This is a genomic window from Actinoplanes awajinensis subsp. mycoplanecinus, assembly GCF_001509495.1.
Lineage (GTDB): Bacteria > Actinomycetota > Actinomycetes > Mycobacteriales > Micromonosporaceae > Actinoplanes > Actinoplanes palleronii.
The window spans coordinates 73,692-93,031 of record NZ_LLZH01000294.1; the positions used below are offsets into that span (position 1 = coordinate 73,692).

Below are 19,340 nucleotides of genomic sequence, written 5' to 3' on the forward strand. Positions count from 1 at the left end.
CGAGTGGCTGGTCACCAGCCTGCCGTTCATCATGCCGGCCCGGTACTTCATCGAGCTCAGCGCCGGCGGGAACGCGTCCTGGAACGCCGGGGTGGACTACCGCGCGCTGCTGGCCCGCTCGCCGTACCGGGACACCGTGCGCGCCATGTACCGGACCGCCGGGCTCGACCTGCGCGCCGACCTGACCGACCTGACCCGGCACGCCGCCGTGCACGCCGACCCGGCCGCGGTGGCCGACCTGACCCGCAGCTCGACCGTGACCGGCCGGCTCGACGTGCCGATGCTGACCCTGCACACCCGCTACGACCAGCTCGCCCCGGTCGAGTTCGAGAACCGGTACGCGCAGCAGGCGCGCGGGCCGCTGCTGCGCCAGGCGTACGTGGCCCGGCGCGGGCACTGCGCGTTCACCCCGTCCGAATATGTCGCCGCGATCCAGGCCGCCGAGCACCGGGCCGTCACCGGCCGCTGGGACGACACCGCGACCACCGGTGGCCTGCAGGCGGCCGCGCTCCGGCTGAACCTCGGTGACACTCCCGCGTTCGCCGACTTCTGCCCCGGCCCGCTGGTCAGCCACCGATGGCCGCCGGCCTACGTCCTGGGCGGGAGGGTCAGCAGGCCGGCGGCGACCACCGCGCGGCTCAGCGGCCGGGCCAGCTCGGCCAGCCGGGCGCACCCCTCGGCGCCGATCTCCGCGTACGCCGGGGTGGCCAGCCGGTCGGTGTCCGCCTCGATCCCGTCGCGCTGAGCCCGCCCCTCGGCGCTGAGCACCGGCTCGTCGCCCTCGATCAGCCCGCGCCCGCGCAGGTCGTCGACCGTGCCGGCCCACTGCTCCTCGCTCCAGCCGCGGGTGCGGCGCAGGATCGGCCCGGGCACCTCGCCGGACGCCGCGTGCAGCACCAGCGCCTCCAGGCCGGTCAGGCCGGCGAGCAGCAGCGCGGCGACGTGCCCGTCTCCGCGGAACTCGCGCAGCACCGTGAGCGCCTGCCAGAGGACCAGGTGGGGCTGCTCCGGCCACGGCAGCGCGGCGTGCGCGGCGAACAGCGGGCGGCCCTGCGGGTGCGCGGCCGCGGTCTCGGCGGCGCGGCGGGCCAGCCCGGCGGCCTCGGCGACCTCCGGGCCGTGCACCGCGTCGCCCAGGCCACGGGTCAGGGCCGCGCCCGCGGCTTCCCGGCGGGCGGCGAGGACCGCGGCCGGGGTGGCCCGCTCCCAGGAGGCCGGCAGCGCGGCGGTGACCAGGCGCGGGTTGAAGTTGAAGAACATCGCGACGACCGGCTCGGCGCCGACCGCGCCCAGGGCGGCCGCCCGGGAGGCGAAGTAGCCGTCCCGGCCGGTGATGCCGAGCGCCGCGTACCGTTCCTGCGCCTCGGGCACGAAATAGATCATGCCGTGCACCGGTTCGGCCGAGCGCCAGGCCTGGCGCACCAGGGCCGGGTCGATCGTCGCCGGCTGGTGTGTTTCCGTCGCGCCCGTCATGCCGCTGTCCTCCGTCACCGAAGTTACCGAAGTTACCGAAGTTACCGATGAGTACATTCGCACGTGAGTGACGCTCGTGTCACCCCACGGTTACCGCCCCGGAAGCCGCCTAGCGCCCGGACGCCTCACATTAGGATCGAATCGGCCGACCATAGGGCCATGCGAAACGGGGAGCGCCGATGAACCGCCTGCCGGTGCTGGTATCGCCGTACGGCCCCTACGCCAGCCTCGCGCTGCACGTGCACGACCTGACCATTCGCGGTCACCACACCGAGACACTGCAGGCCGCGGACGAGGCCGAGGCGATCACGCTGATGCTCGGCGACCACCGCACCCACCGGGTCAGCCGGCTGGGCCGGATGTACGCGCTGACGTCGCTCGGCCGCCTCGACGAGGCGCTGCAGATCGCCGAGGAACTGGTCGAGGACCAGGCCCGCCTCGGCGGCCCGAAGGCCACCGACGCCAAGATCCTGGCGGACACCGCCGAGGTCCTGATCCACCTCGGCCGGATCGACGACGGCCTGCACTACGTCGCACGGGCGATGGCCGTGCTGGACGTCGCTCCGCGCAAGGGCCCGCGGTACTTCTCCGCGATGGCCTCGCTGGCCGAGGCGGCCCGCGGCGCCGAGCTCTTCGAACTCGCCGACGAGGCCATGCGCCGGTGCATCGAGTCGTTCGAGTTCCCGGACGACCTGTACCGGTCCGCCGCCGACCTCACCCACACCGAGCTGTGGGCCGAGTGGGCGCTGCGCCTGGAACAGGTCGGCCGGATCGAGGACGCGGCGGCCCTCTTCGACAAGACCACGGCCGTGCTCCAGTACTGGATCGAACAGGGCATCGACTCCCCGCTCAGCACCGCGATCCTCGCCCTCTGCCACGCCAAGTCCGGCCGGCCCGCGGAGGCACTCGCCCTGATCGACGAACAGCTGCCGAAGATGCGGGAGGCCGGCCAGTTCCACGAGGCCCGGCTGTTCCACCTCGCGTACGGGCTGGTCCTGCGGTCCACCGGCGAGTGGCGGGCCGCCCGCCGCGAGTTCCGGGCCGCCCTGGAACTCGCGGTCCTGCGTTCCCAGCGTCTGCTCTTCCAGTACGAACTGGCGATCACGGCGGCGCAGGAGTTCCCGGGCGACGCCACCCAGGCGGTGCTGGAGTCGCTGCGCAGTCACGTCGAGGCGCTGTGGCAGCTGCGCCTGGACCGGCGCACCATGCTGCGCCAGGCGTACCGCCGGGTGGAGCTGGAGGCGGAGCGCACCACCGCGGACCTGGCCGCCGCCTCGGACGCGCTGACCGGGCTGGGCAACCGGCGGATGTTCGACCGCCGGATCAACACGGTCACCACCGGCGGCTCCCTGCTGCTCATCGACGTGGACCACTTCAAGGACATCAACGACCGCTACTCGCACGGCGTCGGCGACCGGGTGCTCGGCGAGATCGCCTCGGTGCTGCGCTCGCACTGCCGGCACGACGAGGTGGCGATCCGCTTCGGCGGTGACGAGTTCGCCCTGTTCCTGTCGACCGGCGAGGACGAGGCCCGCCAGGTCGCCGAACGCATCCGCCGGGTGATCGAGGCCCGCGACTGGAGCACGATCGTGCCCGGCCTGACCGTGACCCTCAGCATGGGCCTGGCCGCCTGCCACACCGGCGAACCGGGCCGCGACCTGTACGACCGCGCCGACGCCCGCCTCTACGTCGCCAAACGAGCCGGCCGCAACCAACTCGCCGCAGCCTGACCCCCGGCTGGCGCCGAGGGTCCCCTCAACCCCGCTGACACAACCCCCACCACCAGCCGGCCGACCGCGGTACGCCCGGTCCAGCCCGGACGGCAGGCCAACGTAGGCGACGCTCAGCCGGTCGGCCCGGACATCCGGCGGCGCGGATGACGACCCCGCCGACCCTGTCCGGGTGAACGGTGGCCCGGCCCGCGCTCACCGGGCACGACCACCCGAACGAGGCCTCTGACCGGCGCGGATGCCCCCATAGGGTCCATCCCACGAGCCGGTGGCACGGCTGATCCGGACGGGCGGGGGCATGGCGGTGCTACGTACTGTCCGGCTGCTGCTCGCCGCCGAGCTGACGACGGCGCTCGGGATCGGGCTGACCGAGCCGTACGTGATCGTGCTCCTCCACGACGTGCGCGGCCTGTCGCTGACCGCGGCGACCGGGGTTCTCGCCCTGGCGGCGGTCGCCGGTCTGCTCGGCAGCCCGTTCGCCGGCGCCCTGATCGACAGGTACGGCGGCCGCCGGATGATGGCCGCGGGTCTGGCGCTCGCGGTGGCCGGCCTGCCGGTCGTCGCCGCCGCGACCGGCGTGGTCCCGGTCGCGGCCGGGATCGCGGTCACCGCCCTCGGTTTCGCGGTCTCGATCCCGGCCCTGGTCACGCTGCTGGCCACCCTGACCCCGGCGCACGACCACCGGCGGATCTACACGCTCCAGTACACGGTCTACAACATCGGCATGGCGACCGGTGCCGCCCTGGGCGGCCTGGCGCTGGCCCACCGCCCGCTGATCCCGCTGCTGTGGGCCGCCGCCGCCCTGACCTGCCTGGCCGCCCTCGGCATGACCGTTTCCGGTGGCCCGCGCGCCACACCGAGACCCGCCCCGGCGCCACCCGGCGGCTACCGGCACGCCCTCGCCGACCGGCGTCTGGTGCGGCTGCTCGGCGCCGCCGCCCTGCTCTCCACGGTCGGTTTCGGCATCTTCAGTGCCGCCCCGCCGGTGTTCGCGATCGCCGCGCACGACCCGGCCGCCCTGTCCTGGGTCAGCGTCGCCAACTGTGTCGCCGTCGTCGCCGGCGCCCCGCTCGCCACCCGGTTGGCCGGCCGGTTCTCCGCCCGCGCCGCGTTGCTGGGCACCGCGACCCTGTGGGCGCTGGCCTGGGCGGTCTGCATCCCCACCGTGCTCGGTGCCGGGCTGAGCACCCGAGCGGCCCTGACCTGCGCCGCGATCCTCACCGGGGCCGGCGAGCTGCTGATCGCCGGCGCGCTGCCGGCCCTGGTCGACGCGATCGCCCCGGCTCCGCTGCGCGGCCGCTGCCACGCCCTGTCCAGCCTGGCGCAGACCGCGGGCATGGCAGCGGGTCCGCTCCTGGTCACGGCCACCACAGCCACCGGCAGACCGCTCCTCCTGCTGTCCGCCGCCATCGCACTGTCCGCCGCCGCCACCGGTCTTCTCCTGGAGTACGGCGGCCCGCGCCGTGACCGCACCGCCCGGCGGCGCGGGCTCACGAGGGTGCGGCCTCGAGCACGCTGATCCGGGCACGCAGCGCCGCCACCTCGTCGCGGAGCTCGGTCGCGGCCGTGAGCAGCGCGGCGACCAGCCCGTGGTAGTCGACGCTCTTCAACCGATGGTCGCCGAACTCCTCCACCAGTTCGGGGAAGGCCGTCTCCACCTCCTGCGCGAGCACCCCGATGCCGGGCCGCCCGGACCGGCTCTCGCCGACGGCCGGGGTGTCCGCCCAGTCGAAGGCGACACCGCGAACCCCGGCCAAGCGGTCCAGCACGCCGCGCAGCGGCCGGACGTTCTCCTTCACCCGCATGTCGGACAGGTTCGGCGCGACGATCGGCACCGAGGCGCGGACCTCGTTCGAGGTGACCCGCAGCCGTTCGGTGCCGCCGTTGCCGGTGTCGACCCGGATCCGGAGCCCCTCGGCGGGGCTGGTGCTGCGGACGTCGATGAAGCCGCCGGGAATGGTGCCGTTGACGTTGCCGCCGAACAACCGCATGCCGGTCTCCCCGGCATCGGTACGACCGCCGAAGTACAGGTTCCCGTCGGTGCCGGCCGCCGCGGTGGGCAACAACGCGTTGCCGGAGCCCAGGGTCAGCCGCTGGCTCGGTGTCCCGGTGCCGATGCCGACGTTGCCGTTCGCGGCGACCCGGACCCGCTCGGTGCCGCCGTTCGCGGTGTCCACCCGGATCCGCAGTCCGTCCTGCCCGTCGGCCGTCTTCACGTCGAGGAAGCCGCCGGGCAGGGTGCCACCGTTGACGTCCCCGCCGAACAGCCGCATGCCGTTCTCGCCGGCGTCGGTACGACCGCCGAAGTACAGGTTCCCGTCGGTGCCCTGGCGCGCGTCCGGCAGCAGCACGTTGCCGGCGCCCAGCGTGAGTTGCTGGCTGGGACTGGTGGTGGCGATGCCGACCCGGCCCCGGGCGCTGTTCGAGGAGGGCGTCACGCGGAGCACCTCCTCGAGGTTCGAGGGCGCGCCGCTCGTGTTCGTCCGGATCACCAGGGAAGCGTTGTTCCTGGTGCCGAGGAAGTTGTTGTTGCCGTTCACCTGATTGCCGTCGAGATCCCAGGACATGGTGTGGCCTCCTCCGTGTCGTCCCTACCCGACGTCGGTACTCGCCCGGGAAGACCCACTCAACAGCTGCGGCCTCGATCCGACATTTCCCCGGCTGGTGCTCAGGGGTGTCTCAAGGGCGTTGAGACACCCCTGAGCACCAGCCGGGAACCGCGAGCTCCGCCGCGGCATGGACCACCGCTGGGGTCAGACCGGGGTGAGGAGGTTGGCGGGGGTGATGGCGGCTCGCAGGGTGGGCTCGGCGGCCGGGGTGGTGTCCAGGGTGTCCAGGGCCAGCAGGGCGGCGCCGACCACCGGCGGGGCGGAGAGCACGGTGACCTCGGCCAGCGGCGCCTGGGCGCGGGCACCGGCGACCACCTGGTCGTGCAGCAACGGGTGCCGGGCCTGCAGGACGCCGCCGCCGAGCACCAGGGCGTGCGGGGCGGCCAGCAGGTTCAGCCGGCCGGCGGCCACCCGGTGCTGGGCCAGGATCTCCTCGGCCTGCCGGGTGATCAGCGCGGACGCCACCTGGTCGCCGGCCGTGGCCACCTCGAACAGCAGCGGGGCCAGCTCCGGGATCCGGTCCATCGGCAGCTCACCCAGGTGCAGGGCGATGCTGACCTCCTCCACGGACGCCCGGCCGAAGTGCGCGGCCACCGCGGCGGACAACGCGGTCGAGCGGCCGCGGCCGTCCTCGCCCCGGGCCGCCTCGCGCAGCGTGTGCTCGGCCAGGTCGTGGCCGCCGCCCCAGTCCCCCGAGATCGGGCCGAGCGCGACGAACCGGGCGGTGCGGCCGTCGGCGGAGCGCCCGACGCAGTTGGTGCCCGCGCCGCACACCACGGTCACCGCGTCCGGCATCGACGTGCCGGCCCGGAGCAGGGCGAAACAGTCGTTGTCGACCAGGGCGCGATGGCCCCAGCCCTGCCCGGACACCGCCTCCTGCAGCCGGCTCACCTCGATCGGCAGGTCGGCGCCGGCCAGGTACACCGCGACGGTGTCGATCGGGGTGTCCGGTGCCAGCCCGGCCCGGGCCCGGGCCGCCTCGAACAGGGCGCCCAACACCCGGACGGTGCCGGTCAGGCCGATGTTGTGCGGCGAGGACGTGCCGCCGCGGACCACGGCGAGCACCTCGCCGGAGGCGTCGCCGAGGACCACGTCGGTCTTCGAGTTGCCACCGTCGGCCGCCAGGTAGAGCGCGCTCATCGCGCCCACGCGAGGTGGCTGCGACCGGCCGCGATCAGCTTGTCCGCGAGGGCGTCGGCGTATTCGTGCTGTCCGATCAGCGGGTGCGCGAGCAGCGCCCGGTAGACCCGGTCGCGTCCGCCGCGCAGGGCCGCGTCGAGCGCCAGTTCCTCGTACCCCCAGGTGTGTGTGATGAGCGCGGCCAGGTCGGGCGAGACCGCGGTGACCGGCAGCGGAACCGGGCCCTCGAGGCCCGCCCGGGCCGAGATCTCGATGACCGCGTCGGCCGGGAGAAACGGCAGGATCAGGTTGTTGCGGACGTTCACCGAGTGCACGGCGCCGTCGTCGAGGCCGAAGAGCGAGGCGAGCAGGCCGACCGCGGCCTCCGAGTAGTAGGCGCCGCCGCGTTCGCCGAGCAGCGCCGGCTTCTCGGTGAGGGTGACGTCGCGGTACATGTCGAGCAGGATCGCCTCGATCTCGGCGACCCGCTGCCCGCGGGTCGGCACGTTCCGCGACTCCCGCACGTGTTTGTCGTGGTTGTAGAAGTACGACAGGTAGTACGACGGCACGTTGCCGAGCATCGTGATGATCTCGGCGGGCACGTCCACCTCACCGGCGATCTCGTCGAGATGCGCGGAGATCAGCTCCGGGAGCCGGTCGACGCCGTCCACGTAGGCGGCCCGTTCCCAGGTCAGGTGGTTCAGCCCGACGTGGTCGAGGACCACCGCGGACGGCGCGACACCCAGGTGGGCGGCGAACCGGCGCTGGAACCCGATCGCCACGTTGCACAGCCCGACCGCCTTGTGCCCGGCGTCCAGCAGCGCCCGGGTGACGATCCCGACCGGGTTGGTGAAGTCGACGATCCACGCGCCGGGCTTGGCCCGCGCCCGGATCCGCTCCGCGACGTCCAGGATCACCGGTACGGTCCGCAGCGCCTTGGCCAGCCCGCCCGCGCCGGTCGTCTCCTGACCGACGCAGCCGCACTCGAGCGGGAACGTCTCGTCGGTGATCCGGGCCTGCTGGCCGCCGACCCGCAGCTGGATCACCGCGGCGTCGGCGTCGGTGACCCCGGCGTCCAGATCGGTCGTCCAGGTCACCGTGCCCGGGTGGCCGTACTGCTTGAAGATCCGGGCCGCGAACGCCCCGACGATCTCCAGCCGTTCGGCGGCCGGGTCGATCAGGACGAGCTCGGAGACCATCGAGCCGAGCCGGGCGAACCCGTCGACCAGCTCGGGCGTGTAGGTCGATCCGCCGCCGATGACCGCGATCTTCATCCTTTGAACCCTGTCAGTGTGATGCCCTGCACGAACGAGCGCTGAGCGAAGAAGAAAATGATGATCAATGGGGCCATGGCCAGCACCGTCGCCGCGGTGACCAGATTCCAGTCGACGTGGTGCACGGTGCGGAACGAGGCCAGGCCCAGCGAGAGCGTCCACGAGCTCTCGTTCTCGCTGGTGTAGAGCAGTGGACCGTAGTAGTCGTTCCAGCAGAAGAAGAACTGGAACAGGCCGGCCGCCGCGATGCCCGGCCGGGCCATCGGCAGCACCACCCGCAGCAGGGTGCGCCACTCGCCGCAGCCGTCCACCCGGGCCGCGTCGAGATATTCGCTCGGAATGGTCAGCAGGAACTGCCGGAGCAGGAAGATGCAGAACGCGTCGCCGAACAGGGTCGGGATGATCAGCGGCCAGAGCGAGCCGGTCAGGCCGTAGCGGGCCCACATCAGGTAGAGCGGGACCGTGACCACCTGCGGCGGGAGCATCATCACGCAGATCACCGTGAGGAACATCAGGTTGCGGCCGCGGAACTTCAGCTTCGCCAGGGCGTACGCGGCGGGCACGCTGGACGCCAGGGTGAGCACCGTCGCCGACACCGCGTAGATCATGGTGTTCAGCAGGTAGTGCGGCAGCGGCGTCGCCTGGAACACCTTGAGGTAGTTCTCCGGGTGCCAGGAGTTCGGCCAGTAATCGCTGGTCAGGGCCTGGTCGCTGGTCATCAGCGAGAGCAGGACCAGGTAGACGACCGGCGTCAGGAACATGATCGCCAGGGCGATGGCGATGCTGTGCCGGGCGATCCAGTCGAGCCGGATCCGCCTCTTCTCGGTACGCGGCGCGGCGGCGGGCGCCGCCGGCCGGTCCGGCAGCCGGTCAAGCAGGGCCGTCATGATTCCTCCCCGGAGAACGCCTTGGCGCGGCGCAGCAGGATCACGGTGACCCCGAGCGCGACCGCGAACAGCGCGATCGCGAGGGCGTTCGCGTAGCCGAGCGCGCTGTAGCGGAACCCGACGGTGTAGAGCCACAGCGGGTAGGTGAACGTGGAACCCTCCGGATAGCCGAAGGACTGGGAGATCCCGGCGCCGACGGTGGCCTGCCCGCTGGCGATCGAGCCGGCCACCGCCGCCTGGTCGAAGTACTGCAGCGTGTAGATCACGCCGGTGACCGCCGCGAAGAGGATCACCGGACGGATCGTCGGCAGCGTGATCGACCGGAACTTGTGCCAGGCGTTCGCGCCGTCCAGCGACGCGGCCTCGTAGAGGCTCTCCGGGACGCCCAGCACCGCCGCCAGGAAGATGATCATCAACTCGCCGATGCCCCACAGCCCGAGCAGGACGAGCGACGGCTTGGCCCAGGCCGGTGAGTTGAACCAGAGCGGGCCGTCGATGCCGACCATCTCGAGCAGGTGGTTGACCGGGCCGGTGCCCGGCTTGAGCAGGTAGACGAACGCGATGGTGGCGGCCACCGGCGGGATCAGGGCCGGCAGGTAGAAGATCGTCCGGTAGATGCCGGCGCCCCGTTTGAACTGGACGAGCAGCATCGACAGGCCGATCGCGCCGAGGATCCGCACCGGGACGAAGACCGCCACCATCCAGAGCGTGTTACGCACCGCCTGGAGCAGGAACGGGTCGTCCGCCATCCGCCGGTAGTTGTCCAGTCCCACCCACTGCGGCACGGAGAGCAGGTCGAACTTCGTGAACGAGAAGTAGACCGCCGAGATCAGGGGGTAGACGAAGAACGCCGCGATGCCGATCAGCGCGGGCGCCAGGAAGGAGAACGTGATCGCACCCCGGCGGAGACGGACGCCCATGCCTCAGCCGCCCAGCGACATGACGCCGTTGATCTTCTGGTCCGCCTCGGTCAGGCCCTTGTCCAGGTCGGGCACCTTGCCGGACTGGTAGGTGGTCAGGAACTGCCCGAAGGTCTCCTGGTACGCCGGTCCGGACGCGGACGGCGGCGACGTCATCGAGTTCGGGTTGTTGAAGATGTCGATGAACGTCTTGAAGTCCGGGTCCGCGTTCAGCGTCGGGTCGGCGATCGCCTTGGTTGTGGTCGGCACGTTCTTCAGCAGTCCGGCCAGCTTGATCACCGCGGCGTCGTCGGTGGTCAGGTACTTGATCAGCTCCCAGGCCGCCTCGGGGTTCTTGGCGTTCTTGGAGATGCCCATGATGTTGCCGGTGACGTAGCCGCCGCCGTAGCGGGCCGGGTCGCTGGTGGGCAGCGGTGCCACGCCGTACTTGAGGTCCGGGGACTGGTCCTTGAGGAACGCCAGGCGGTACTCGGCGTCGATGTTGATCGCCACCTGGCCCTTCTGGAACGCGTTGTCGGCGCTGAACTCGTCGCCGAGGCTGGCCTTGAACTTGGTCAGGTTCGCGTAGCCGTACCAGTCGACCAGGTTCTTCTGCCAGGTGAGCAGGGTCTTCCAGTTCGGGTCGGCGCCGACCGCGCTCTTGCCGTCGGCGGTCAGCCACTTCGCGCCGGTGGCCGGGGCCAGGTGCGCGGCGGCGTTCTCGTAGAAGTCGTAGAGCGGCAGGAAACCGACCTGCTTGAGCGACCCGTCCGGGCTGCGGACGGTCAGCTTCTTGGCGTCCTCGGTCAGCTCGTCCAGGGTCTTCGGCGGCGACGTGATGCCGGCCTTCGCGAACAGGTCCTTGTTGTAGTACATCCCGTACGCGTCGGCCAGGAACGGCATGGCGCACCGCTTGCCGTCGAACTCGGTGTACGACCGCGTGGTCGCGTTGAGCTGGTTCAGGTCCACCTTGTCCCGGTCGAGGTACGGCTTGAGGTCGACCCACGCGCCGGACGAGCAGAACTTGCCGACGATGTCGGTGGAGTAGGAGAGCCCGACGTCCGGCCCGTTGCCGGCGCCGATCGCCTGGGTGACCTTGGAGTCGTCCTGACCGGCCTTGACCGTCACCGTGATGTTCGGGTGGGTGGCGGTGAAGTCCTTGACCACCTGGTCGATCGCGCTGGCCTCACGCTCGGTGAAGAAGTGCCACAGCTCGACCGTCCCGGAGACCGCGGTGCCGGGGTCGGCGACCTTGTTCTCCTTCGGAGCCGGGGTGCACGCCGTGGTCAGCAGGACCGCGGCGCCGAGGGTGAAAAGGGTATGGGGGATCCGTTTGTTCACGTGAGCCTCTCAAGAAAGGTGAGGGGTATCAGCTGTCGCGGACGGCGACGATCAAGGCTTCCCGGACCGCGGCGAGACCGGCGTCGAGAGCGCCGAGCAGCACCGCGTCGTCATCGATGGTGGTGACCGCGAACGAACTCTCCAGCGGGGCGGCCCGCCGGAACGCGGTGGTCACCGTGGTGAGCAGGGTGTCGCCACCGGCCTGGGCGATCGGGCCGGCGAGCACCACGAGATAGGGGTCGAGCACCGCGATCACGGCGGCCAGGCCGACCACGATCCGGTCGGCCAGGGTGGTCAGGAACTCGCCGGGCCCGGCCGCGGCGGCGGCCGCGACCACCTCGGCGGGGGTGTCGCCGGCGACACCGGTGTCCCGGGCCAGCTCCATGATCGCGGCGCCGCCGAACAGGTCCTGCAGGTCCAGCTTGCGGTGCGGTGAGTCGGGTGAGTACAGCGGCACGTACCCGATCTCGCCGGCGCCTCCGCGGGTGCCGCGCAGCAGCGTCCCGTTGATGTCGATGGCCAGACCGAGGCCGTCCTGGCCGATCCAGAGCAGCGCGAAGTTCTCCGTGTCCCGGCCCGCGCCGCGCCGGCGCTCGGCGACCGCGGCCAGGTTGACGTCGTTGTCGACGCCGACGTCCGTGCCGAGCGCCGCGGCGATCGCGGGCACCAGGCCGGGACGGCCGAAGCCGGGCACGTCGACCAGGCGGATCGTCCCGGTCCGCGGGTCGTACGACCCGGGCACGCCGAGCTGCACGTGCCGCAGCCGCTCGGCCGGGATGCCGGCCTGCTCGCGAAGCTGGGCGACCACATCGGACACCGCGGCCACCGGGTCGGCGCCGAGGAAGTCGACGCGGGACTCGAACCGGGCCCGGACCTCGCCGGTCAGGTCGCAGAGCGCGGCCGCGACCGACGGGGTGCCGCTGGTGCCGACGTCGCGGACCGAGACGGCGGCCGCGTAGGCGGCGTCCGGGTTGGCCGCGTAGACCTCGGCGTTCGGGCCCGGCCGGCCGCTGGCGTGCCCGACGACGGTGACCAGTCCGGCCTCGGTCAGCCGGCGCAGCACCTCGGAGATGGTCGGCGTGGAGAGCGCGGTCAGCTTGCGCAGATCGGCCCGGGTGAGGTTGCCCGGGTCGAGCAGCAGCTCCAGCGCGGCGCTCTCGTTCATGGCCCGGAGCAGCTTGGACGAGCCGGCAAGACGCGTCATCGGGGCCCCCGGTTGATAGGCAAGTTGTTTAACAGTTGGCTCATCCTGAGGCACTCCATCGACTGAGTCAAGAGTCGAATCTTCCTGATAGACCGGGATTGATAAACCAACTTAACAGTCGTAGAGTCCGACCCCAACGCGCGCGCTGACCCCCTCACCCCCCTCTCTCAGGAGCGCCATGACTCGCGTCAGGAAAGTCCTCTACGCCACGTTAGGCCTGGTCATCCCCGGTGCGGCCGTGATCTACGGACTGCTGCCGGCCAGTGCTGCCACGGCCGGACCGATCAAGGGCCTCGGTGGCAAATGCATCGATGTCGCCGGTGCCTCGAGCACCAACGGAGCCGCGATCCAGCTCTACGACTGCAACAATTCGGCCGCACAGCAGTGGTCGGTCGGCAACACCGACCAGACCATCCGCTCGCTGGGCAAGTGCCTGGACGTGACCGCCGCCGCCACCGCGAACGGCGCCAAGATCCAGCTGTACGACTGCAACGCCACCGGCGCCCAGAAGTGGACGTTCACCAACGGCACCCTGGTCAACGCCGGTTCCGGCAAGTGCCTGGACGTGACGGACAAGAGCACCGCCAACGGCGCCCGGCTGCAGATCTGGACGTGTTCCACCACCGCGAACCAGACCTGGGTCCTGCCCGGCGGCACCAGCCCGACCAGCCCCACGCCCACGTCGACCACGGCGGCACCGACCGGCAAGAACCTCGACGATCCGGCGAAGAAGGACGTCGCCATGCAGATCGTCTCGGCGGCCGAGAACTCCTCGCTGAACTGGCGCGCCCAGTTCTCCTACATCGAGGACATCAAGGACGGCCGGGGCTACACGGCCGGCATCATCGGCTTCTGCTCGGGCACCGGTGACATGCTCGAGCTGGTCGAGGCGTACACCGCCACCAAGCCGTCGAACGTGCTGGCGAAATACCTGCCGGCGCTGCGCAACGTCAACGGGACCGAGTCGCACGCCGGGCTCGACCCCAACTTCACCAGGGACTGGAAGACCGCGGCGGCCGACTCGGTGTTCCAGGCCGCGCAGGAGTCCGAGCGGGACCGGGTGTACTTCAACCCGTCGGTCCGTGACGGCAAGTCCGACGGCGTCCGCGCCCTCGGGCAGTTCGCCTACTACGACGCCTCGGTGGTGCACGGCTACGAGGGCATGCGGTCCATCCGGACCCGCGCGCTCAAGAAGGCCAAGCCGCCGGCGCAGGGCGGCGACGAGCGCGCCTGGCTGAACGCGTTCATGGACGAGCGGGTCGTCGAGATGAAGAAGGAGGAGGCGCACTCGGACGTGTCGCGGATCGACACGGCCCAGCGGGTCTTCCTCAACAACGGCAACTTCGACCTGAACACGCCGCTGGACTTCAAGGTCTACGGCGACTCGTTCCACATCGGCTGACACCCCCTCGTGGGTGGGGCCGGACACCCCCTCGTCCGGCCCCACCCACCCCCCTTATTCCTTGATGCCGATGTGCTCGATCGGCGGCACCCGCAGCAACCGGGCGATCGGCAGCACCGTCGTGGCCAGCGCCAGGATCGTCGTCCCGCCGAGCACGACCACCGCGCCCAGCGGCGGCACGTACGGCACCGGGCTGCCGGTCAGCGCCCGGACCACGCTGCTCAGGGTCAGCGCGGCGATCGACCCGCCGAGCACCACGGCGGTGCCGAGCAGCCCGAACTGTTCCGCGTTCACCATCCGCCGGACCTGACGCCGGGTCACCCCGACCAGGCGCAGCAGGGCCAGCTCCCGGCGCCGCGCGAGGGCGGCCATCACCATGGTGTTGGCCGCCGCGACCACCGTGTAGCCGACCATCACTCCGATCAGGAGGCGGTTCAGCCAGGCGCTCAGCGCCAGGTCCTTCGCCAGGCCGCCGGTCAGCGCGGCGGCGTCGACCACGGTGCTGCCCGGGTGCCGGGCGGCGACCGCCCGCAGCGCGGTGTCGGCCGAGGCCGGTGCGCTGACCAGGATCTCGTCGTCGAGGTTCGTCGCGGTGTGCCCGGCGACCGTCGACAGGGGCAGCACCACGTCGCCGAAGCCGAGGCCGCGCCGGTAGATCGCGACGACCCGGGCGTGCACGGCGGCGCCGTCGCCGAGCCGCAGCTCGACGTCGTCGCCCAGGTCCCAGCCGAACATCGACGACTGGGTGCGCGACACCGCGACGGCGCCCTCACCCAGGCCGGCCAGCGAGCCCGCGGTGACGTCGAGGTCGAGGGCCGCGCCCGCGGTGGCCGGGTCGACCGCCCGGGCGCCGATCGACTCACCGTCGCCCATCAGCGGGGCCAGCACGGTGGTGTGCCGGACCGGGGTCGCCGAGCGGACCCCGGGGATCGCGCGGACCTCGGCCAGCGCCGACCCGGACAGGCCCGCACCCGACACCAGGGCCCGCGAGGCGAGCAGGCCGGACCGGCTCTCGGCGACCGCCTGACGTTCCAGGTTGTTCTGCAGGAACCACACCGAACCGCCGAACCCGACCGCGAGCACCAGCGAGGTCAGCACGGTCGCCGAGCCCCGGGCGTTCGCCCGCAGGTTGGCCGCCGCCAGGTAGCCGCCGGTCCCGAACCCCGTCCGCAACACCGGGGTCAGCAGCCGGGCGGCCGCATTCGTGATCCACGGTGCGAGCAGCGCGACGGCGAGGACGAACAGGTACAGCATGCCGAGCGCCGCGCCCATCGCGGTCTGCCCGCTCACCGCGACCGCGGCCACCGCCGCCGAGGCCGCCGCGACCAGCGCGACCAGGCCGCCGATCAGCCGGGTGCGGCCACCGCCGGTCGGTTCGGCGGCGGCCTCGCCCAGCGCCTCGGCGGGCTTGACGGCGCTGATCCGGCGGGCGGCGAGCAGCCCGGCCAGCACCGCCGACACCAGCACGACGCCGGCCGCGGCGGGCGCGGCGAGCACACCGGGAAGCATCGGGAAGCTGGCCGGCAGGAACCCGCGCCCGGTCAGCTCGCCGGTCAGCCAGCGGGCCGCGACCAGGCCGCCCGGCACGCCGAGCACCGCGGCGACCAGGCCGATCAGCGCCGACTCCGCCATGATCATGCGGCGGACCTGGCCCGGGGTGGCCGCCACGGCCCGGAGCAGGGCCAGGTCGCGGCGGCGGTGCCGGACCGAGAGCCCGACGGTCGCGGCGACCACGAAGACGATCAGCAGCGCGACGTAGCCCCCGAACGAGGCGCCGATCTGGATCAGCAGGCCGGCCGCCGCGCGATCCGCCGACCGTTCCGCCAGGCCGCGATCAGTTCCGGTCAGCACCCGCGCGTCACCGGCGACCGCTTCGATCCGGGCACGCAGGTCGGCGACGTCGGTGCCGGGCGCGGCGAGCACGCCGATCGCGGTCACCCCGCCGCTGCGCGGGGCCAGTGCCGCGGCGTGCGCGTCGGTGAAGAAAGCCGTGGCCGTCCCGGTCCCGGTGACAAGACCACTGATCTCGTACGACCGGAGCACCCCGCCCACCACCAGCCCCACCCGGGAACCCGGCAGCGCACCCCCGGCGGCACCCGCGTCGAGCACCACCTCGTCCTCACGGCCGGGCGCGCGGCCGGCTGTCAGCTCGTACGGTGAAAGGATCGCACTCCCCCAGCCCCGGCCCGCCGCGAGCGAGCCGTCGGCGGTGACCACCGGGATGTTCTCGTCCACCGCGACCGCCGCGACGCCCGGCAGGTCGCGGATCGTCCCGGCCAGCGCGACCGGCACCGTCCCGCCCTCGGGCAGCGCCACCGTGCTCCGATAGGTCTCCCCGTCGAACTCCTTGCTGGTGAACGTGGTGTCCGGCCGGGCGACCACCAGATCGGCGGCGGCATAGCGGACCGGCTCGGGGTGATAGCGCAGCCCGGACTCGACCAGGACGCCCATCGCGGTCAGGATCAACGCGCCGAGCGTGAGCGCGAGCAGGGTGGCGGCCGAGGAACCGGGGCGGGCGCGCAGCAGGCGCGCGGCGAGCGTGGTCATCGGGCACCCACCGCGCGCTTGCGGCCCAGGGCGGCCAGGTGCTCGGCGATCCGCTCCGCGCCCGGCTGTGGCATGTCGTGCACCAGCCGCCCGTCGGCCAGCACGATCACCCGGTCGGCCCAGGACGCGGCCACCGGGTCGTGGGTGACCATCACGACGGTCTGCCCGTGCTCGTCGACCACCCCGCGCAGCAGAGCGAGCACCTCGGCCGCGGTGGTGGTGTCGAGCGCGCCGGTCGGCTCGTCGCAGAAGATCACTTCCGGACGGGTGGCCAGCGCCCGGGCGATCGCGACCCGCTGCTGCTGGCCGCCGGAGAGCGCGGACGGCCGATGCCGCAGCCGCTCACCGAGCCCGACCCGCTCGACCACCCGCGCGATCCAGGCGCGGTCGGGCCGGACGCCGGACAGGCGCAGCGGCAACAGGATGTTCTCCTCGACGGTCAGCGCGCCGATCAGGTTGAACGCCTGGAAGACGAAACCGATCCGGCCCCGGCGCAGCTCGGTCAGCCGGGTCTCGGAGAGCCGGGACAGCTCGGTGTCACCGATCCAGACGCTGCCCGCGGTCGGCCGGTCCAGGCCGGCCGCCGCCTGCAGCAGGGTGCTCTTGCCGGAGCCGGACGGGCCCATGATCGCGGTGAAGGTGCCCCGGAGGAAGGCGGCGTCGACGCCGGCCAGCGCCCGGACCGGCTCCCCGTCGGACGCGTAGGTGCGGGTGAGCCCCTGGACTCGCACCGCGGGCTCATCGGGGACGGAGGTTCGCTGGCTGTTCACGCCGGAAAGTCTTCGCCGATCGCCCGGCCCGCGAAATGACGCTGGCACCACGATCCAGGTACAGCAGGCGCTACCCCCGGGGCTGTCCCGGCGGGCCGTCCAGGTAGCGCAGCACGGCGGTCACCCGGCGGTCGGCGCGGTCGTCGGGCGCCAGGCCGAGCTTGGCGAAGATGCTGCGGATGTGTTTGTGCACCGCCCCGTCCGTGATGACCAGCCGCTCGGCGATCGCGGAGTTGCCCAGCCCCTCGGCCATCACCGCGAGCACCTCGGTCTCGCGCGGGCTGAGCTGGGCCAGCCCGCTGTCCGGGCGGGACCGGGCCAGCAGCTGCCCGACCACCTCCGGGTCGACCGCGGTGCCACCGGCGGCCACCCGGTGCAGGGCGGTGAGGAACTCCTCGACCCGGCCGACCCGTTCCTTGAGCAGGTAGCCGAGCCCGGCGCTGCCCCGGGCCAGCAGGTCGGTGGCGAACGCCTGCTCGACATACGCGGACAGCACCAGCACGGCCAGGCCCGGCTGCCGGCGGCGCGCCTCGACGGCGGCCACGATCCCCTCGTCGGTGTGCGTGGGCGGCATCCGCACGTCGACGATCGCGACGTCCGGCCGGTGCTCGCCGACCGCGTCCAGGAACGTGCCCGGCCCGTCGGCGGTGGCGACCACCTCCAGACCCTCGGCCCGCAGCAGCAGCGCCAGGCCCTCGCGCAGCAGCGGGTCGTCCTCGGCGATCACGATCCGCACGGCAGCTCCACGTCCATCGTCGTCGGGCCGCCCGGCGGGCTGACCATCACGAAGCGGCCATCGTAGGCCTCGACCCGGCGCCGGATGCCGCGCAGCCCGGTGCCGCCGTCCTCGTCCGCGCCGCCGGTGCCGTCGTCGCTGATCCGCAGGCGCAGCCGGTCGCCGTCGCGCCGCACGGTGACCGCGGCCGAGACCGCGCCGCTGTGCTTCACCAGGTTGGTCAGCGCCTCGGCGACCACGAAGTACGCGGTCGCCTCGACCGAGACCGCACACCGGCCGGGCACGTCCACCTCGAGCCGGCACGGCACCGCGCAGGTGCCGGCCAGCCCGGCGAGCGCACCGGCCAGACCCCGGTCGTCGAGCACCGGCGGCAGGATCCCGCGGACCACCGCGCGCAGCTCGGCCAGGGCCTGCTCGCCGGCTTCCTGCGCGCGGTCCAGGATGTCCGCGACCGCGTCCGGGTTGCGGTCCGCCGCCCGCCGGGCCGCACCCACCAGTACGGTCAGCGCCACCAGACGGTTCTGCGTGCCGTCGTGCAGGGAGCGCTCGATCCGGCGCAGCTCGGCGGCGTGCGCGTCGAGGGCGGCGGCCCGGGTCGCGGTCAGCTCGGCGACCCGCCGGGACAGGTCGACGTCACCGGCCGGCCCGAGCAGCCGCCGGCCGGGGAGCGCCTGCAGCCGGGCGATCGCCGGACCGAGTCCGATCACGACGGCCGCGAAGCCGACCCCGATCAGCCACACGCCGAGCGCGTCGGCGAGCCCGTCGATCCGCCACCAGATCATCCCGGGGCCGCCCTGGTCCGGGTCGAGCGCGCGGTACCAGAGCGGGAACGTGCCGTTCTCGACGGCGTAGATCGGCAGGGTGATCCCGATCGCGCCGAGCAGGAAGCCGGCCGTGCCGTGCCCGGCCAGCCAGGCCAGCTCACGGCGGACCGCCGGGTCGCGCAGGGCGTCCCGGACGGCCGGTGGCAGCGGTGGCGGGCCGATCACCGCCGGGCCCCAGCGGGTGAGCCGGGCGCGTTCCCGGTCGGCGACCGCGCGGGTGACCCGGGGGACCGTCGGCGCGAGCAGCAGGCCGACGCCGAGCAGGCTCGCGGCGGCGACCATCAGCAGCCAGACCAGCGCGGTCAGGGCGAGCAGCGAGGTGCCGAGGCCGCCGACGACGTGTTCGAGGGCGTCGACGCTGATCCGGAGCCGCTCGACGAGGTAGTCACGCCGGGGCCTGCTCTTCTGCGGCGTCCGTCTTTTCTGCGGCATCCGTCTGACGATAGGTGGCCGCTGGTGCCGGGGCAGTACAGCAGGCTGTACCAGCAGAGACGCGCTGGTGGGATCGCCGGGCGGCCGGGCGGT

Annotated in this window: 15 protein-coding genes; 3 read left to right on the forward strand and 12 right to left on the reverse strand. The window is 72.7% G+C overall.

Features of this window, described 5'->3' with window-relative positions; translation table 11 throughout:
• Positions 1–588 precede the first annotated feature (588 nt).
• On the reverse strand, positions 589–1,473 hold the full coding sequence (locus ADL15_RS33785) for an SCO6745 family protein (protein ID WP_067699627.1): 885 nt from the start codon (positions 1,471–1,473) through the stop codon (positions 589–591).
• Between the two features lie 179 nt (positions 1,474–1,652).
• Here ADL15_RS33785 and ADL15_RS33790 point away from each other — a divergent pair, with 179 nt between their 5' ends.
• Both ADL15_RS33790 and ADL15_RS33795 read left to right on the forward strand, forming a co-directional pair.
• Positions 1,653–3,203 carry a GGDEF domain-containing protein gene (locus ADL15_RS33790; RefSeq protein ID WP_067699629.1) on the forward strand — a complete coding sequence of 517 codons (1,551 nt, stop codon included), beginning with the start codon at positions 1,653–1,655 and terminating at the stop codon, positions 3,201–3,203.
• Positions 3,204–3,501: 298 nt separating this feature from the next.
• Complete coding sequence (locus ADL15_RS33795; RefSeq protein WP_067699631.1) at positions 3,502–4,722, forward strand: MFS transporter; 1,221 nt, start codon at positions 3,502–3,504, stop codon at positions 4,720–4,722.
• On the opposite strand, the gene ADL15_RS33800 is transcribed toward ADL15_RS33795, so the two are convergent.
• The 7 genes from ADL15_RS33800 to ADL15_RS33830 all read right to left on the reverse strand — a co-directional run bounded on the left by ADL15_RS33800 (position 4,694) and on the right by ADL15_RS33830 (position 12,536).
• Positions 4,694–5,770 (reverse strand): tail fiber domain-containing protein, encoded by a 1,077-nt coding sequence (locus ADL15_RS33800; protein ID WP_067699633.1) that lies wholly within the window; start codon positions 5,768–5,770, stop codon positions 4,694–4,696. The genes ADL15_RS33795 and ADL15_RS33800 overlap by 29 nt on opposite strands.
• Before the next feature lie 186 nt (positions 5,771–5,956).
• Positions 5,957–6,952 (reverse strand): N-acetylglucosamine kinase, encoded by a 996-nt coding sequence (locus ADL15_RS33805; protein ID WP_067699848.1) that lies wholly within the window; start codon positions 6,950–6,952, stop codon positions 5,957–5,959.
• A complete protein-coding gene (locus ADL15_RS33810; protein WP_067699635.1) occupies positions 6,949–8,205 on the reverse strand; it encodes a family 4 glycosyl hydrolase in 1,257 nt (418 codons plus the stop codon). Before ADL15_RS33810 ends, ADL15_RS33805 begins: the two co-directional genes overlap by 4 nt.
• A complete protein-coding gene (locus ADL15_RS33815; RefSeq protein WP_067699636.1) occupies positions 8,202–9,092 on the reverse strand; it encodes a carbohydrate ABC transporter permease in 891 nt (296 codons plus the stop codon). The genes ADL15_RS33810 and ADL15_RS33815 overlap by 4 nt, the downstream gene beginning before the upstream one ends.
• Positions 9,089–10,012 carry a carbohydrate ABC transporter permease gene (locus ADL15_RS33820; protein ID WP_067699637.1) on the reverse strand — a complete coding sequence of 308 codons (924 nt, stop codon included), beginning with the start codon at positions 10,010–10,012 and terminating at the stop codon, positions 9,089–9,091. The genes ADL15_RS33815 and ADL15_RS33820 overlap by 4 nt, the downstream gene beginning before the upstream one ends.
• Before the next feature lie 3 nt (positions 10,013–10,015).
• A complete protein-coding gene (locus tag ADL15_RS33825; RefSeq protein ID WP_067699638.1) occupies positions 10,016–11,332 on the reverse strand; it encodes an ABC transporter substrate-binding protein in 1,317 nt (438 codons plus the stop codon).
• A gap of 28 nt (positions 11,333–11,360) precedes the next feature.
• The gene (locus tag ADL15_RS33830; RefSeq protein WP_067699639.1) at positions 11,361–12,536 is read right to left on the reverse strand and encodes an ROK family transcriptional regulator; all 1,176 of its coding nucleotides are present in this window, start codon (positions 12,534–12,536) and stop codon (positions 11,361–11,363) included.
• A 178-nt stretch (positions 12,537–12,714) separates the two neighbouring features.
• Here ADL15_RS33830 and ADL15_RS56620 point away from each other — a divergent pair, with 178 nt between their 5' ends.
• Entirely contained in the window at positions 12,715–13,938 is a 1,224-nt protein-coding gene (locus ADL15_RS56620; RefSeq protein ID WP_067699644.1) for a chitosanase, read from the forward strand.
• A gap of 54 nt (positions 13,939–13,992) precedes the next feature.
• Here ADL15_RS56620 and ADL15_RS33840 read toward each other — a convergent pair whose 3' ends face one another.
• From ADL15_RS33840 to ADL15_RS33855, 4 genes are all read right to left on the reverse strand, one after another.
• Positions 13,993–16,485, reverse strand: a complete 2,493-nt coding sequence (locus ADL15_RS33840) for an ABC transporter permease (protein ID WP_067699646.1) — start codon at positions 16,483–16,485, stop codon at positions 13,993–13,995.
• Positions 16,482–17,216, reverse strand: coding sequence for an ABC transporter ATP-binding protein (locus tag ADL15_RS33845; RefSeq protein ID WP_232344724.1), 735 nt, complete (start codon positions 17,214–17,216; stop codon positions 16,482–16,484). The genes ADL15_RS33840 and ADL15_RS33845 overlap by 4 nt, the downstream gene beginning before the upstream one ends.
• A 109-nt stretch (positions 17,217–17,325) precedes the next feature.
• Positions 17,326–17,991, reverse strand: a complete 666-nt coding sequence (locus ADL15_RS33850; RefSeq protein ID WP_067699650.1) for a response regulator transcription factor — start codon at positions 17,989–17,991, stop codon at positions 17,326–17,328.
• Entirely contained in the window at positions 17,979–19,247 is a 1,269-nt protein-coding gene (locus ADL15_RS33855) for a sensor histidine kinase (protein ID WP_067699651.1), read from the reverse strand. Before ADL15_RS33855 ends, ADL15_RS33850 begins: the two co-directional genes overlap by 13 nt.
• Positions 19,248–19,340: the final 93 nt, after the last annotated feature.